At 48.8% G+C, this 16,269-nt stretch carries 14 protein-coding genes; 1 reads left to right on the forward strand and 13 read right to left on the reverse strand.

Translation table 11 applies throughout. The features are described from left to right. Window position 1: 1 nt before the first annotated feature. The 7 genes from OC538_RS06725 to OC538_RS06755 form a co-directional block, all read right to left on the reverse strand. Window positions 2-478: a DUF2975 domain-containing protein gene (locus OC538_RS06725; RefSeq protein WP_262173823.1), complete on the reverse strand. Its 477-nt coding sequence runs from the start codon at window positions 476-478 to the stop codon at window positions 2-4. Between the two features lie 386 nt (window positions 479-864). Then, window positions 865-1,509, reverse strand: a complete 645-nt coding sequence (locus tag OC538_RS06730) for a TetR/AcrR family transcriptional regulator (protein WP_262173826.1) — start codon at window positions 1,507-1,509, stop codon at window positions 865-867. Window positions 1,510-1,519: 10 nt separating this feature from the next. Beyond that, the gene (locus OC538_RS06735; protein ID WP_262173828.1) at window positions 1,520-2,548 is read right to left on the reverse strand and encodes an ABC transporter permease; all 1,029 of its coding nucleotides are present in this window, start codon (window positions 2,546-2,548) and stop codon (window positions 1,520-1,522) included. After that, window positions 2,545-3,276, reverse strand: a complete 732-nt coding sequence (locus OC538_RS06740; RefSeq protein ID WP_262173830.1) for an ABC transporter ATP-binding protein — start codon at window positions 3,274-3,276, stop codon at window positions 2,545-2,547. Before OC538_RS06740 ends, OC538_RS06735 begins: the two co-directional genes overlap by 4 nt. Before the next feature lie 225 nt (window positions 3,277-3,501). Further along, window positions 3,502-4,050, reverse strand: a complete 549-nt coding sequence (locus OC538_RS06745; RefSeq protein WP_262173831.1) for a GNAT family N-acetyltransferase — start codon at window positions 4,048-4,050, stop codon at window positions 3,502-3,504. 17 nt (window positions 4,051-4,067) lie between these two features. Then, the gene (locus OC538_RS06750; protein WP_262173833.1) at window positions 4,068-6,038 is read right to left on the reverse strand and encodes a S9 family peptidase; all 1,971 of its coding nucleotides are present in this window, start codon (window positions 6,036-6,038) and stop codon (window positions 4,068-4,070) included. A 66-nt stretch (window positions 6,039-6,104) separates the two neighbouring features. Then, window positions 6,105-7,178 carry a citrate synthase/methylcitrate synthase gene (locus OC538_RS06755; protein ID WP_262173835.1) on the reverse strand — a complete coding sequence of 358 codons (1,074 nt, stop codon included), beginning with the start codon at window positions 7,176-7,178 and terminating at the stop codon, window positions 6,105-6,107. A gap of 104 nt (window positions 7,179-7,282) precedes the next feature. Between OC538_RS06755 and OC538_RS06760 the strand changes: the two genes are divergently transcribed. Further along, window positions 7,283-8,164 (forward strand): LysR family transcriptional regulator, encoded by an 882-nt coding sequence (locus tag OC538_RS06760; protein ID WP_262173836.1) that lies wholly within the window; start codon window positions 7,283-7,285, stop codon window positions 8,162-8,164. Between the two features lie 307 nt (window positions 8,165-8,471). Here the strand turns inward: OC538_RS06760 and OC538_RS06765 are convergent, their stop codons facing one another. The 6 genes from OC538_RS06765 to OC538_RS06790 form a co-directional block, all read right to left on the reverse strand. Then, a complete protein-coding gene (locus tag OC538_RS06765) occupies window positions 8,472-10,025 on the reverse strand; it encodes a fatty acid--CoA ligase family protein (RefSeq protein ID WP_262173837.1) in 1,554 nt (517 codons plus the stop codon). A 318-nt stretch (window positions 10,026-10,343) separates the two neighbouring features. Beyond that, entirely contained in the window at window positions 10,344-12,266 is a 1,923-nt protein-coding gene (locus tag OC538_RS06770; RefSeq protein WP_262173839.1) for an FtsX-like permease family protein, read from the reverse strand. Window positions 12,267-12,296: 30 nt separating this feature from the next. Beyond that, window positions 12,297-13,067, reverse strand: coding sequence for an ABC transporter ATP-binding protein (locus OC538_RS06775; protein ID WP_262173842.1), 771 nt, complete (start codon window positions 13,065-13,067; stop codon window positions 12,297-12,299). Further along, entirely contained in the window at window positions 13,021-14,070 is a 1,050-nt protein-coding gene (locus tag OC538_RS06780; protein WP_262173844.1) for a sensor histidine kinase, read from the reverse strand. Before OC538_RS06780 ends, OC538_RS06775 begins: the two co-directional genes overlap by 47 nt. Next, window positions 14,067-14,771: a response regulator transcription factor gene (locus OC538_RS06785; protein WP_262173845.1), complete on the reverse strand. Its 705-nt coding sequence runs from the start codon at window positions 14,769-14,771 to the stop codon at window positions 14,067-14,069. Before OC538_RS06785 ends, OC538_RS06780 begins: the two co-directional genes overlap by 4 nt. Before the next feature lie 490 nt (window positions 14,772-15,261). After that, window positions 15,262-16,257: a lipoate--protein ligase gene (locus tag OC538_RS06790; protein WP_262173847.1), complete on the reverse strand. Its 996-nt coding sequence runs from the start codon at window positions 16,255-16,257 to the stop codon at window positions 15,262-15,264. Window positions 16,258-16,269: the final 12 nt, after the last annotated feature.

Below are 16,269 nucleotides of genomic sequence, written 5' to 3' on the forward strand. Positions count from 1 at the left end.
CTCAGACCGTTAAATCATTTTCAGATTTTATCGTAATAGCTTCTTGCAGCAGTCTTTGGAGGAGAGCAGCAAAGACCGCGATTACAAACGGAGCAAAAATAGGAACCATTGAGAAGATGATGAGACCTGGTGCATCATCCAGCTCCGCTACCATTGCCATGAATGGCAGAACAATCACATACACACCACTGATTGTCATTGCAAAGAGTTTGATTTTCTTAAGAGCTGTAACAGAAAGATCTGAGAAAGCCTGGTTCTTGTCGATGTAGCTGAGCAGTTTGAAAGCCTGTAACAACGCTCCGAAAAACGGTATGACTGAAATATACATTCCGATTACGATTGGATAGAGTATATGTGCATAATCCGGGTTGGCTGGATTTTTCAATAGATAGTAGATCCCGAATATAGCTAAAGCAAGAACAGGAGCTCCAATTAGGAAAACTGCCATCCTTAAAAATAATGTTGATCCTCGTTTCATTCAAAAGCACCTCGCGTTTTTAGTATGATTTGATTATAGATTATAATTTATCGAATATCAATAAATAATTATCGACTTTGGTGAAATTAATGTTGTTTATGGATATGTAGAAGAAATGTCATGATGGATTTATGTGCTTCTGGGAAGGGTTATGCGCGATTTAGCGGATTTATGCGTATCTGGAGCCGGTTATGCGTGATTTAATGGATTTATGCGCGTCTGGGGTCGGTTATGCGTGATTCAACGGATTTATGCGCGGCTGAGGCCAGTTATGCGTGATTTAGCGGATTTATGCGCGTATGTGGCCGGTTATGCGTGATTTAGCGGATTTATGATCGTTTCCGGTTTGATTCCATCAAAAAAAAGAAGGTACGGGACCTTCTTTTTCAATCCTCTGGAGCGAGGCCTTTTTTAAGGAAGCGGATCATTTGATTGATTTCCTCGTCGTCGTTCCACTTCGGGTTGATGATGTATTTGGCGGCAAAGTAGCCCATGATTGTCGAGGCGGTTAGCCGGATGACGGTCGTTGCTGGCAGTTGAACAATCTGGCCTTTCGATTGGTAATGCTCGACGATTTGGATGAGGCGGATGACTACCTTTTTCCCAATGTGTTCGATGAATTGCTCGCGCAGTTCTGGGTGGAACGGGATTTCCTGGAGAAAGATCTGGACGACTTTCAAGTTTTTCTCGAGGAATTCCTGACGGTTTTTGATCATTGCACGCACGAAGTCTTCGAAGTGCTCGAAGTCTTTGTTGAGCACTTTGTTCAAGTCTTTGATGATAATGGGACCGAGCATTTTGACCATCATCGGCGTGACAATGGAAAGGAGCAGGTCCTTTTTCGTTTTGTAGTGGCGGAAGATGGTGCCTTCCGCGACGCCCGCTTTTTTGGCGATTTCATTTGTCGATGTGGCGGCGAATCCTTTTTCTGCGAACATTTCTGTTGCTGCGACGAGAATTTGCCTTTGTTTTTCAGTCAGGCTGTCGTCTTCCTGAAGCATTTCGTCGAGCAGGTTGTTTTCGTCTGTCATGATGCCCTCCTTATATTCGGCGATACTTGCTTAGCACGGCGATGTTTATTGCAATGAACAGAAGGCAGAATCCTGCTAGTATAAGCAAGTTTATCATGATGTCGCTAAATCCGGCACCCCTCACCATGACGTCGCGCAATGCTTCCGCGGCGTAATAGAGAGGTGTCAAGTAGCCGATCCAGCTGAGCCATTCGGCAATTGTCTCCAAGTTGAACAATCCTGAAAAGAAGATTTGCGGCACGACGACGATCGGGATGAATTGCATCATCTGCAGCTCGTTATGTGCGAATGATGATAGCAGGATGCCCAGCGTCAGTGCGGTCAACGCGAGGATGAGGATGATGAGGAGCACATAGATGAAGGCTCCTTCCATAACCATGCCGAGCACATATATCGCATACGCTGAAATGATTGTAGACTGGATTGTCGTGAAAATTCCAAAGCCGAGGACATAGCCGGCGACGATTTCCCATTTGCGCAATGGACTGGCGAGTAGCCGCTCAAGTGTGCCCGTTGTCCGTTCACGCAAGAATGAAACACCTGCGATCAGAAAGACGAAAAAGAATACGAAAAATCCGAGCAGGACCGGTCCGAAATAATCGAATTGTCCCATGTCGCTTGAGCCGTGCAAGTAGTCAATCTTCGGTTCCGGAATGTCAACGGTTTGCGTTGGTTTCGGCAATGCATTTTGTAGCCATTTCATCGTGGCGCCCGTGACGCTTGGATCGCTTCCTTCAATGACAATGGAAGGTGTGTTGCCTTCGATTTTTAGATAGCCATCGAGTTCCTGTGCAGCAAGTTTTTCCTTCGCTTCCGCTTCCGTTTTGAAGGAGGTTACTTGTGCCCCTTCCTTATCGATTTGGTCGGCGAGCAGTTCCGGTATATCGACGAATCCGATTTTCGGAGTATAGTCGTCGCCGTTGAAGACGAAATAAAGCATCGTCAGCACAAGAATCGGCGCGAAGATGAGGAGGCCGATTGTCCGTTTATCCCTGCTAAGTTGACGGAGGATCCGTTTCACCAATGCAGTCACTCTCATCGTTCCACACCTCCGAAGACGAGGAAGGCTTCCTCGATTGTTGAAGAGTTGGTTTCCTTTTTCAATTCGGCGGGTGTGCCGACCGCGATCAGTTTTCCATCACGGATTAGTCCGAGTCGATCACATTTAGCGGCTTCGTCCATGACGTGGGTCGTGACGATAAGCGTCTTTCCTTGTGCCTTCAAATCCGTGAATGCGTTCCAGATACTTTTCCGTAGGACTGGGTCGATTCCAACAGTAGGTTCATCGAGAATGAGCAATTCCGGTTTGTGGAGTAATGCAATCGCGAGGGAGAGGCGTCTTTTCATTCCACCGGAGTAGTTCGATACGAGTTTTGTCATGTCGCCGGAAAGTTGGACGAGCTCCATCACTTCCTTGATGCGCTGCGCTTGTTGTTGTCCTTTCAACCCGTACAGTTCGGAAAAGAATTGAAGATTTTCCTTCGCTGACAATTCCTCGTATAGGGCATCCGATTGTGCCATATACCCAATCCGTTTAATGAGATTTAGGGAAGGCATCTTCTCGTTGAATAAATGATTCTCCCCTGTTGTCGGTTCGTCAAGTCCCGCCAGTTCCTTCACTAACGTCGTCTTCCCCGCTCCGGACGGTCCGAGCAGTCCGAAGATCTCTCCTTCGTTGATTTCCAGGTTGATGTCTTTCAACACTTGATGCTTGCCGAAGCTTTTTGAAACGTTGCGGATGGAGACGCAGACTTCGTGTTCGTTCATAATTGCCACCTCTTTTCAGTAGTGAGTGATTACTCACTACATTGTAATCTATGAAGTTAGCATTGTAAAGTGAGTAATCACTCATTAATTTTCAATCAAAATGTAGACGATGACAAGAGCAATACAATCAAAAGCGGGCGCAACGCAAACAACGCACAAGCAATACTAGGCGCATCACAACCAATGAGAGGAACAGCAACAAAAAAAGAGAGGAAAAGTCCCCTCTCAATTCTTAGCTTTATGCGCTTCCCATTCCTCACGCAGCATGCCCATCCGGATCGAGTCGTAATAGACTCCGTTCCAGTAGCGGACTTTGCGGATGCGGGCTTCCATCGTCATGCCGAGCTTTTCGGCGACGCGGATCATCCGCTCGTTGCCGGACCATGTCGTGAGGCCGACGCGGACGAGCGGCATTTCGTTGAATAAATGATCGATCCACATCGTGAGTGCCTTCGTTCCGTAGCCGCCGCTCCAATACTTCGGCTCGTAAATGAGGATACCCATTTCAAGCCAAAGGGACGGCTTGTGCTCCCAATAGTAGCTCACCATGCCGATGAGCTCGCCATCAACTTCGATGCCCCAGTAATCGTCCGTTGCGACGACATTGTCTTTCCGTTCGAGAAATGCTTCATACGTTATTGCTTTATGCGGGTAGTACGGGGCGTCCCATTTCTTCCATTCGGGATTTTCCTCTTTGAACGTCAATTCCCACATGTGGTGCAAATCTTCTTCTTTTATTGGGCGAATTGTCACGCCGTCTCGTGTATAAGTCAAACAAATTCCTCCGGTTCTTATAGATACTTATCGAACCAGCCCGTAATCTCGTTCAATCGTTCAATGCGCAGATTCGGTGCGCCGGTCCGCGATAAGTTGTGGTCTGCATCCGGGAAGCGGACGAATTCCGTCTCTTTCCCCATGCTTTTCAATGTAATATATAACTGCTCCGCCTGTTCAATCGGGCAGCGGAAGTCTTTTTCCGAGTGGAGAATCAATAGCGGCGTCTCCACGTTTTCCGCGTATTTCAACGGAGAGTGCTTCCAGAGCGTTTCGACGTCCTTCATGTCAGCAGCAATTTGCCAGTCGCTGAAGTAGTAGCCGATGTCGGATACACCGAAGAAACTGATCCAGTTGCAGATCGAACGCTGTGTGACGGCCGCTTTGAAACGGTTCGTATGGCCGACGATCCAGTTCGTCATGAAGCCGCCGTAACTGCCGCCCGTTACACCAAGCCGATCTTCGTCAATCCATTCATTTTCCGCCAGTACATAATCAACTGACGCCATGATGTCTTCATAGTCGCCCCCGCCATAATCGCCGCGTACTGCATCGACGAATTGCTGGCTGTAGCCGTGGCTGCCGCGCGGGTTGATGTAGAGCACTCCGTATCCTTTTGCCGCAAGCAATTGCATCTCATGGAAGAATGTGTTGCCGAACATTGCGTGCGGTCCGCCATGGATGTCGACGATGAGTGGATATTTCTCGCCTTCCTTGAAGTCGGCCGGTTTCATGAGCCAGCCGTGCACGTCCCAATCCTTTGCCCCTTTGAAGAAGATTGATTCCGGTTCTACGAGTTTGACTTCTTGCAAATAGTCTTTATTGAATGAAGTGACGGCTTTCCTTTCGCCTGTCGCAATCGTCAATTGATAAATTTCGCCCGGATTTACAGGATCGCTCGCTGCGACTAACGCGAAGTCGCCTTCCCGGTTCACGTCATAGCCATACACATGCTCATTTTCCTGGGATGCCGGGTACAGCTCCCCTTCGAGCGTTGCGAAATAAAGGCGGACGTCGCCCATTGCAGACAGTTGGAAGTACAAATCATTGTCCTTCGTCCATACAGCACTTGGCGCGCTCGCCCCTTGCTGGTGGTCTGCAACGGTATAGTCGCCGACCGGAGCATCAACGCTTTCCGTAATGTTAATCGTATTGCCGCGTGGCGTATCGTATACATACAAATTGCTATGTGTAGCGTTTTGGAACGTGCGATCCGAGCCGACAAAGGCGATATAATTGTCGTCTAACGAAAATCTCGCGCCGCCATAATAGCCTTCCTCATCGACGATGACTGTCTCTTCCTTCGATTCCACATCGACCAAATGGAGCGGCTGACGGAATGCCCAGTCCAATTCCTCATCCCGGTTCACACCGATGACGAGCTTGCTGCCGTCATGCGAAACCGCCTGCAACGTATGCTGGTGATTCCCTTCCGTAAACTGTGTTACCTCTTCTGTTTCAAGGTCGATGACACCGATTTGCTTGAATGAATCCTGCGGCAATAAACCGATCCCGTCCATTTTATATTTCATCTTCGTCACGCGGACAGGTTCCGGCTTCTTCTTTTCATCTTTTTCTTCCTTATCCGTGAACGTCTTGCCTTCCTTCACCGAAGCGTCAAACCAGATCTTCTGGCCGCAAGGCGACCATTCGAAGCCGGATACGCCATTTTCGAAAGATGTGAGTTTCCTCGCTTCGCCTCCGCGGGCGGATTGGATGTACAACTGATTCTTCTCGTCGCGATTTGACAAAAAAGCGATCTGCTTGCCGTCCGCCGACCATTTTGGCGAGCTGATGCGGTGTTTTCCGTATGTCCATTGCGTCGTTTCTTTCGTCTCGAGGTCGATATGGTACAGGTTTGCGATATATTTGTTTTCCTCTACGTCAATATGCGTTTTGATGAACAGCGCTTCTTTTCCGTCAGGAGATAGTTGCGGGTTCGTGACGGATTGAAGTTTAAATAAATCATCTGTTTGTAGGTTTCTCATAGGTATTCCCCCTTCAATTATCTATTCTACATATTTCGACACCCTGAGGAGCTTCCCCTTTTTATTTCATGATTTTTTTCCGATGTAGACGGATTGCGGGCGGAAGATTGTGTTGTCGCTCAGCTGTTCGATGGCGTGGGCCGTCCAGCCGACTATTCTTGACGCGCTGAATGTCGGGGTGAAGAGTTCGGGCGGCATATCGATTGCCCGCATGATCGCAGCTGCGTAATATTCGACGTTGGTATACAGCTTCCGGCCCGGCTTGTATGTTTCTAGCAATGTGACGATTTCTGTTTCGGCTGCTGTCGCGAGATCCAGCCATCCATCTTGTCCTGCGAGCTTTTCGCATTTGTCTCGTAATAAAATCGATCGCGGGTCTTCGGTTTTGTAGATGCGGTGGCCGAACCCCATAATCCGCTCGCCATTTTGCAGCTTTTCCTGGATAACAGGACGGATGTTTTCTTGCGTGCCGATTTCTTCGAGCAGTTCAATTACCGCTGAAGGAGCGCCGCCATGCAAAGGGCCTTTCATCGTGCCGAGCGCAGAAGTGACCGCCGCTGTCAGATCGGATTCTGTTGAAACCGTGACACGTGCTGCGAACGTGGAGGCGTTCATGCCGTGCTCCATCGTCAGTTTCAAATAGGTTTCGAGCGCTTCGACGTGGACGTTGGAGGGTTTTGTTCCTGTGAGCATCCATAAGTAGTTGGCAGTGTGAGCTAGGTTCTTGTCGGGTTCGATGACCGGAAGACCTTTCACATTGCGGGAGTGTCTCGCGATGATCGATGGAAGTGCCGCGGTTAGATGGAGCGCCTGCTGTTCGATTGTTTGATTTGTGAAATTGTAGTGAGAATATGCGGATATTGCAGTGCGCATCGCGTCCATTACCGGCGTTTCAGGCGGGAGGGCGTCGATGATCAGTTTTACGTGAGCAGGCAAATCCCTTCCTTCGTGAAGAGTATATGATTCGTTTTCGTCCGGAAATTTTCCGTTCCAGAGGAAGTGCGCAATTTCCTCGAATGAGTGATTTGGGATTAATTCGTCGACAAGTATTCCGCGATATCGGAGTTCGCCGATATCACCTTCTACGGATGCGATTTTTGTGTGTACTGCAACGACATCTTTCAGGCCTTTTTGAAACATGACCATTCCTCCTTTTCTTTTAGTATAAGCGGGAGGTATAATTAGGTAAATTAAATGTTTTTGAATGATTTGATTAGTTTTATTAATCAAAAGGGGGTGCGGTGGTGGACACGCAATGGTTACGTACGTTCATCGTGGCTGCGGAGACATTGAATTTCAGGAAGGCTTCAGAGAAATTGCTGTTGTCTCAGCCGACCGTCACGGTACACATCAAACTGCTTGAGGAGCATGTTGGCGTCCGGCTTTTCGATCGGATCAACAATCGTGTCACGTTGACCGACGCGGGTAGATTGTTTAATGCGGAGGCTGCAAAATTGTTGACCGGGTTGGATGATAGTGTGAATCGGATGCACGCATTCGCGCAAGGTTACCGCCGATTATGGACAATCGCCATTTCGCCGCTCATGGCGGAAACGATTTTGCCTTATTTCTTACGGACCTTCATGGAGAAGCACGCCGATGTGGAGCTGACAATCCGAGTAGAGGAGTCCGAGGTAATTGAGCGGCTCGTCGATTCGGGAGAAGTCCATTTGGGCATTTCGGCGTTGGATGCGGCTTTGAAAGGCATCGAATCGATCCGAGTTTATGACGATCCGATTGTTTTCATTACACCGACGGATAGTTACGACGAGGAAAGCGGCCCGCCGGTTGATGTGGAGGAGGCGCTGCTCGGTAATTATTTGCTGACGCATCATCATCCGGTCTATTGGGAGGATTTGCTCGTCATTTTGCATAAGCATGTGCCGGGCGTACGCACGATGAAGGTGACGCAGGCGCATATTGCGAAACGGTTCATCCAGGAAGGGCTCGGCGTCTCGTTCCTCCCCCACTCGATTGTCCGGCGCGAACTTACGGAAGGCCGGCTCATGCAACCGCATTTTGATTTGTTCCAGTTGCCGGTTGTGTCTACGTTTATTCTTGTGAAAATGAAAGGTGAATTGGAGGAGCATTTCATTCGGGAGATTTCGGCTTATTATTTTGGCTAGTGTGGGAGATTTACTGGAAAGAATGGTCCTTTGGCGAGAAAGAACGGGCCGTGGGAATGAAAGAATGAGCCCTGACGGAGAAGGTATGGACCCTGAGCACGGAAGAATGGACCTTCGATGTGATTAATTGAGCCCTTGTTGAAATAATTGAGCCCTTGTACGATTAATTGAGCCCTTGATCAAATAATGGAGCCCTTGCGCGATTAATTGAGCCCTTAATCAAATAATTGAGCCCTTGTGCAATTAATTGAGCCCTTGCCAAGAGAAACGAGCCCTTCCGCGACTCACCGTGGAAGGGCCCTTTCATTTATTGCCTAACTTGATCCTTCAACGACCTCCGCAAAATTTTACCCGTTGTATTCTTCGGCAGTTCGTCAAGGAACTCAATGATCTTCGGCACTTTATATTTCGCCAGACGTTTAGAACAGAATTCCTTCAATTTCTCAGCATCCGCCACAGCGCCTTTTTTCAGGACGACGAATGCTTGGACTTCTTCGCCGAAATCAAGATCCGGCACGCCGATGACTGCTGCTTCGATGATGTCGTCATGTGTGAACAGCACCTCTTCGACTTCGCGCGGATAGACGTTGTAGCCGCCGACGATGATCATGTCTTTCTTGCGGTCGACGATATAGAAGTACCCGTCTTCGTCCTGCCGGGCCAAGTCGCCCGTGTACAGCCAGCCGTCGCGGATGGCGGCAGCGGTTTCTTCGGGCATTTTGTAATAGCCTTTCATGACGTTCGGCCCTTTGACGACGAGTTCACCAACTTCGCCGACAGGCACTTCCTCGCCATATTCGTCGAACACTTTATTTTCCACATTGATGATGTTCGTGCCGATTGATCCTGGGACCCGTTCACGATCCAACGGGTTGAAGCATGTGACTGGTGACGCTTCGGAGAGGCCATACCCCTCTGAGATCCTTACATTGAATTTATTCTCAAAGTTATGAAGCAACGCGACTGGCAGCGATGCACCTCCCGATATTGCGATGCGGATTGTGTTGAAATCGGCTGGATCGCCTTCCGGGTATTGATAGAGGAAATTGTACATTGTCGGTACGCCGGCGAATATAGTCGCCTGCTGCTCCTTAATTGTCTCAAACACTTCCCCCGGGCTAAAACGCGGGACGAGCAAGATCGTCGCGCCTTTCAGCAATGGTGCGTTCACGACGACGGTCAGCGCGAACACGTGGAAAACGGGCAAAGTCGCAACAATACGGTCGTTTTCCGAGAACCCTAAATAGTCTCCGACATCTCTCGCGTTCGAGTACAGATTTTCATGCGTCAGCATCGCACCTTTCGGACGGCCTGTCGTTCCGGACGTATAGAGGATGATAGCGGTTTCATTTCCGTCAACTTCAATCGGAGCGAGATCCGGCTTGCCTGTAGCAATGAGTTTGGAAAACAGTTGGACTTTAGCTTTTGCTTTATCTGAAAGCGCCGACAATCTCTCCCCTATATCTGCGCTCATTTCACAGACGATATAGTTCTCGATCGAAGGAAACAGTGTCGCGGATTTTTCGACTAGCGGCAGCAATTGGTCTAGCGCGATGACCGCTTTGGCATCGCTGTTATGTAGAATGTATGAAATTTCATCAGGCGAATAAATCGGATTGACCGGAATCGCTGTCGCTCCGATCCGCATCGTCGCATAGAGCGATATGAGGAAATGCGGTGTATTTCCTAACAACAATGCGATGTGGTCACCCTTTTCGACTCCTAAGTCTTGCAATGCAGAAGCAAACATGGACACGGACTGGTCGAACTCGGCATACGAAGTGTCTTTCCCCATAAAGTGATAAGCCGTTTTCCCAGGTTGCAGCTTCGATGTTTCATAAACTTGTGAAACCAAATTCATACTGAACATCCTCCCTTTTCATTGAATGAACCACCATTCAGTAAACCCAACTATTATTATATAAGAAAAATTAAAAGTTCACAATACTTTTAGAAAACTACTGTTATCACAACTGAGAGAAAGCTTTATTTTTATTTTAGGAAAACAATTGAAAAATGCCTTCCCTGGAAGTTGAGGGAAGGCATTACATTTTCGTTTATGCGTGTCTGGCGAGATTTATGCGTATTTAGTACAACTTATGGACTTATAAACCGGTTTATGCGTATCTGCAACGGTTTATGGACATTTCGAGGCATTTATGCGTTTTTCATTCCACTACTACTCCGGTGTGCGGATGTGCGCTAGATATCGCCAGCGGATGAGGTAGAAATAAATGACTTGCAGTGCTGTGAAGCCGACGAGCACCATTGTGAGTTCGCGGACGATGGAGATTTCCGCGAGGGCGTCCCAGATTACTTGCAGCGACAGGAACGCAAATGAGCTATGGACGAGCGCGACGCCCCATGGGACGAAAAATTGGGGGATAAGCTGCCGATTGACGATTTTCTTGAATTCCTTGTCGGTAATGCCCATGCGCCGGAGCACATTGAACTGCTTCCGGTCGCTGTCGAGCGATGTATAGAGCCGAAAATAGATGAAGCTTCCCGCAGCTAAGAGGAATACGCCAGCGAGCAATAGTCCGATGAACAGCAGCAATGTGAAGGTCGTCCGCATGACGGAATAGTTCAGGCCAGGATTATCGAAGTTGAAATGAAGTTTCTCTCGCGTGCCTGTCAAAAGTGATTCCGTCACGGAATGCTCGATTGTCAGTCCGATGTTTTTCGTCTTTTGCCAGTCCGGAATATCGAACGCGTGATAGACGGATGACGGCTCGATGAGAGACGCTATATTTTCATAATCGGCATCGTTCAAAATGATTGTATTTGTACCGATCGCATGCGCTGGGAACAGTTCATATGGATAGGCGCCGTTGATTCGTACCGCAATGCCGCTTTCCTCAAGCACCGTCTCGATGGATTGCCTTTTCAGCTGCTCGTATGTGGAAGCGGTCGGCGGGAGGAACAGCGCCTCCCCTTCCTTCAATTCAAATGCCTGATTGCCGAATGACCTCGACAGTCTGTTCACGCTTTCGAGCTTGATGATCGTGACTGTATAGTCCGTCAACGTCGAACGCTGTTTCAGCACCGGGAACTGGACGTATGTGTACTCGATTTCATTCTTTCTCAGTTCATGCTCAAGCTGATTGATATGCTTCTGCTCCATTTCATTGCCCGAAAAGCTTTCATACACAAGACCGAGCGGGTTCATTTCCCGGTATTGGGAGGCGAATGAAGTGAGCGATGCGAGGATTCCTACGGACATGAACGCGACCGTTGAGACGATCGTCACGATGAAAAACATCCGGGCGTTCTCTTTCAGCCGGATGACGCCTTCGGAAATCGCGAGCAGGCGGAAATGCCGCCAATAGAACTCCTTCCGCACTTTGAATAGATGGAGGATGAATGGCAATGAATCCGTGAAAAAGAAATACGTGCCAAGCGTCGCAAGCGGCGGCAACAGGAAAATCAGCTCGATAACGATACTATTCGACGTGAAAGCAGCCATCGTATAGGAAATTCCAAGGAGAACGATACCCAACACTCCTCGAATCTTCGAAAAACCTTGCTGCTCCAAGCCTCCACCGTCACCACGGATCAATTCATCAAGCTTGCCTGTCCGGATGAAAACCGGTGCGACCCATGAAATTATGATGAACAGGCTCAGGAAAGCGCCGACCGTCAATGCGAACGGCTCCCAAGATAGATACAGGGGTAGCGCTGGCAGCATGACAATCCTTTTTACAACCATAAAGAAGAATTTCGAAAACATATATCCTAAGAAGGTGCCGACCCCGATCGACGCCGCGCCAATAATAAATGTTTCGATGAAAATGAGCCGGTGCAGCTGCCGTTTCTCCATCCCTAAATGGAGGAGGATGCCGAACTCCTTCGTCCTTGCCTGCAAAAACGCCCGCATCGAATAGAACAGGAAGAACATCGTGAATATGTACAGGATGATTTCGGCGATGCTCATGCCGAGCACCGCAATGTCCTGGAGCGCACTGCCTTCGATCGACGGATGGAACAGCAGCATGGAATAAAGGAAAAACACCATTACCGAAAAAACGCTTGCCATGAAAAAGGCTGCGTAAATCCGCCGATTGCGCATGACATTCCGGAAAGCGAACTGGCGAAATGTCATGAGGCACTCCTCCCTATTCGAATGTCCCTGTTACAGCATCCGCAAGTCATTGACATTCCCTCCAAGTAAACTAAGCACATTCAAAATCCGTTGGAAGAACGTCTGGCGCCGCTCATCCTTGTAAATTTCATTGAAAAACTCGCCGTCCTTGATGAACAGCACGCGGTCACAATAACTTGCCGCAATGGGGTCATGCGTCACCATGATGATCGTCGTCCGCTCGGTTTCATTGACAAGGCTGAGCAATTCGAGGACTTCCTTTGCTGAATTCGAATCGAGATTCCCTGTCGGCTCATCTGCAAGAATAAGCTTAGGATTATGGATCAACGCACGTCCGACTGCGGTCCGTTGCGCCTGTCCACCCGACAGCTCATCCGGACGCCGGTTGAGGATCTCTTTTAACCTCAATTGACCCGCCAGCCGGGTGACCCGTTTTTTCATTTCCATGATCGGCAGCCCGTCCAATGTGAGCGGCAGCACGAGATTCTCTTCCACTGTCAAACTTTTAAGCAGATTGATGTCCTGGAAGACGAAGCCGAAATTATGACGTCTGAACAGTGCCAGTTCATTCGCATTCAATGTTTCGGGCTCGATGCCGTCAATCATGACTCGTCCGTATGTCGGCATGTCGATTGTCGAAATGATGTTCAGCAATGTCGTCTTTCCGCTTCCGGAGGGCCCCATGATAGCGATGAATTCCCCGGCTTCCGCCTCGAAGTCAAGGCGTTTCAGCGCGCGGTGCATCACTTTTCCTTCATAGATCTTCGTCACTTGCTCCAATTTCACGATCGAGTTCTTCATCCGTTTCACCTATCTCTCCATTTGTAAACAGAATCTTGACAGTAGTCCCTTGCCCCACTTCCGATTCAATCGTCAATGGATGGCCGAGCTTCAAACAGACTTCATCGGCAATGTACAGCCCCATCCCTGTCGATTCACCGGTCAGCCGGCCATTTTCACCTGTGAAAAACGCCTTCGTCACCCGCTTTAAGTCGGAAGCCGGAATGCCGACACCTTCATCGCGGATTGTCAGCTCGAAGCCGATAGCTGTTTGTTTCGCCGACAGATAAAGTCGCTTCCCCTTTTCAAACGTATATTTCACAGCATTTGTAATGAACTGGCCGATGGCGATTTTCATCCATTTCTCGTCGGTCGCAACGACGAGCGATTCATTAATTGAAATGACCGGAAAGACGCCATTTGTAATGAACAGCCGCTTATGGTCCGTCACAATTTGCTGAACGAGACTCTTCAAGCCGACTTGTTCGATCTGCATGTCTTCCTCGAACGTCTCAAGCCGCGCGTTGACGAGTACGACATCAAGTCCGCGCTGGATTTTATCGACTTCCTCGCGGAGGCTGCGCTTGTCGAGTTCGCCGTCTTCCTGCAACAGCAAGTTGATGACAGAAATTGGCGTCTTCATTTGATGCACCCATTGATTGACGAACTGTAACTGACGGTGCTGCGATGCGTACAGTGATTGCACTTCGGCTTGATACAATGTATACAAATCGCGCATGAACGCTGTCGATTGGCGCTGCTCCGTCGTCTGTATATTGCGGATGAGCGCATCTTCCATCTTTTCGGGTTTTCGCAAGATCGCTTCGTAATACGGTCGCCTGGTGATGAACTTCCCGATGAGGAAGCCCCCCGTCAGCAGCAAGCTCATAATGATTGAGTAGATTGCCGTATTGATTCCGCGGAAGCCGTCCAACCAATAGAGGACGAGGATGAATGTTACAAGCATCACCTCGAAAATGATCCAGGATAAATGCTCTCTCAGGAATAAAACAATCTGCTTCATGATTCCTCCGGCGCAATGAGGAAACGGTAACCTGACCCGCGGACCGTCTCAATGACAGACAGTACGCCGTAATCGGTCAGCTTTTTCCGCACGCGTGTCATATTCACGTTCAACGTGTTTTCATCGACAAATGACTGATCGTCCCATAATTCTTCGAGCAGCGTCTCCCGTGAAACGACTTTCGGCGACGCCTCCATAAGCAGCTCAAGGATGACACACTCCTTCTTCTGAAGCGGTATTTCCTCATCGCGCAAATGCAGCTCCATCCGTTCGATGAACAGCTCAAGTGAACCGAGCTTCACCGTCCGCTCCCCCTGGCTCGGTGCGTATTCCCCGAACGCCCTTCTTAAATGGCTTCTGATCTTCGCAAGGACGATCTCGTAATGGAAAGGTTTCGTAATGAAATCATCCCCTCCGTTCTCGAGCGCAAACACTTGGTCCATATCGCCTGAACGCGCGGAGATGAAAATGATTGGGCATGTCGTCGTCTGCCGAAGCTGCCGGCACCAATAATAGCCATCATACGAAGGCAGATTGATATCGAGGAGAATCAAATGCGGATCGAACGCCGAACATTCCGCCTCCACATTATCAAAATCCTCGACAATCGCTACGTCATACTGATATTTACGCAACGTATCCGCCAACAGCTTCGCAATTTTTTTATCGTCCTCAACAATGAAGATACGATGGTTCCTCATCGCAAATTCCCCCTTCGCTATTCCAACTATTATATCGCAAAAACGGAATGCACGCTCGGCGGGCGAGGAGGCTGTGTTTGAAAATGGTTTATCACCGATTCTCGAGGGTTTACCACCGATTCTTGGCTCGTTACCACCGATTCGAGGGACTTTACCACCGATTCTCGACTTTATCACCGCTTAGCGTGAGTTTATCACCGACACTCAGCTAGTTATCACCGATTCGGATGACTTTATCACCGATTCTCGGCATGTTATCACCGATTCGGGCGACTTTATCACCGATTCTCGACTGGTTATCACCGATTCAGGCGACTTCACCACCGATTCTCGACTTTATCACCACTCAGGCGGAGTTTATCACCACTCAGGAGAGGGTTATCACCACTCAACTCTCACTTCCGTTCAAAACTGAGATGACCACACCCCTCCGGCCAATTCCGCATATACTATGGCAAAAGAAAAAACCGGCTTTGCACCGGTTTTCAACTTAATAGATTAAATTAATGAATTCCTCTTTCGTAATTCCGCCCAACACGGTAGGAATGTCGACCGCGTCGAGAGCCTTCGTAATTGATTCGCGATCGTATTGGACGCCCTTCAGACTATCTTCGACTACTGCCACATCACCGACGCCGAAAAAGTCTCCGAAAATGTTGACGTCATTAATAATATTCCCTTTTTCGACTTGCAGGCGCACATCGATTCCCCCAACAGGGAAGCGGTGGGAATGCTGCATATTGAATTTCGGGGATTTGCCGTAGTTCCAGTCCCAGTTGCCGTAACGCTCTGCGGATAAAGCCCGGATGTTATCCCAGTCCTCGTCGGTCAGTTCCCAATACTGGATATTCTCTTCGCCTTCGAATATCGACTTTAGAATTTCCATGCGGAATTGTTCGATCGTCATCGGTCCTTCGATGAACTCCGAAATGTTTGCGACACGGCTGCGGATCGACTTGATCCCTTTCGATTCGATTTTGTCCTTCTTCACTTTCAATGCAGACACGACCCGCTCGATTTCCGTATCAAACATCAACGTCCCGTGAGTGAACATACGGCCTTGTGTCGCGAATTGCGCATTCCCCGAAACTTTCCGCCCTTCGACGAGGATGTCATTACGGCCAAGTAATTCCGCTGTAACGCCCATTTCACCTAATGCCTTGATGACCGGCTCGGTGAATTTCTTGAAATTGCGGAACGACTCTCCGTCGTCTTTTGTAATGAAACTGTAATTCAAGTTCCCCAAATCATGGTAGACTGCACCTCCGCCTGAAAGCCTACGGACGACATGGATTCCATTCGCATCGACGTACTCGGTATTAATCTCCTCGACCGTATTCTGGTTCTTTCCGATAATGATCGACGGTTCGTTGATATAGAACAGCAGAAACGGATCTTTGTCGATGTCCATGTTTTTCAATACATACTCCTCGATCGCAAGGTTGATCCTCGGATCGGTAATACCTTTATTATCAACGAAATACACAATAATCGCTCC

The organism is Saccharococcus sp. Marseille-Q5394 (assembly GCF_946901335.1).
GTDB classification, from domain to species: Bacteria; Bacillota; Bacilli; order Bacillales_A; family Planococcaceae; genus Sporosarcina; species Sporosarcina luteola_C.

Excerpts from the sequence above, each read along its gene's own strand:
- OC538_RS06725 (WP_262173823.1), bottom strand. The coding sequence starts at position 478 with ATGAAACGAGGATCAACATTATTTTTAAGGATGGCAGTTTTCCTAATT.
- OC538_RS06730 (WP_262173826.1), bottom strand. The coding sequence starts at position 1,509 with ATGACAGACGAAAACAACCTGCTCGACGAAATGCTTCAGGAAGACGAC.
- OC538_RS06735 (WP_262173828.1), bottom strand. The coding sequence starts at position 2,548 with ATGAGAGTGACTGCATTGGTGAAACGGATCCTCCGTCAACTTAGCAGG.
- OC538_RS06740 (WP_262173830.1), bottom strand. The coding sequence starts at position 3,276 with ATGAACGAACACGAAGTCTGCGTCTCCATCCGCAACGTTTCAAAAAGC.
- OC538_RS06750 (WP_262173833.1), bottom strand. The coding sequence starts at position 6,038 with ATGAGAAACCTACAAACAGATGATTTATTTAAACTTCAATCCGTCACG.
- OC538_RS06755 (WP_262173835.1), bottom strand. The coding sequence starts at position 7,178 with ATGTTTCAAAAAGGCCTGAAAGATGTCGTTGCAGTACACACAAAAATC.
- OC538_RS06765 (WP_262173837.1), bottom strand. The coding sequence starts at position 10,025 with ATGAATTTGGTTTCACAAGTTTATGAAACATCGAAGCTGCAACCTGGG.
- OC538_RS06770 (WP_262173839.1), bottom strand. The coding sequence starts at position 12,266 with ATGACATTTCGCCAGTTCGCTTTCCGGAATGTCATGCGCAATCGGCGG.
- OC538_RS06775 (WP_262173842.1), bottom strand. The coding sequence starts at position 13,067 with ATGAAGAACTCGATCGTGAAATTGGAGCAAGTGACGAAGATCTATGAA.
- OC538_RS06780 (WP_262173844.1), bottom strand. The coding sequence starts at position 14,070 with ATGAAGCAGATTGTTTTATTCCTGAGAGAGCATTTATCCTGGATCATT.
- OC538_RS06785 (WP_262173845.1), bottom strand. The coding sequence starts at position 14,771 with ATGAGGAACCATCGTATCTTCATTGTTGAGGACGATAAAAAAATTGCG.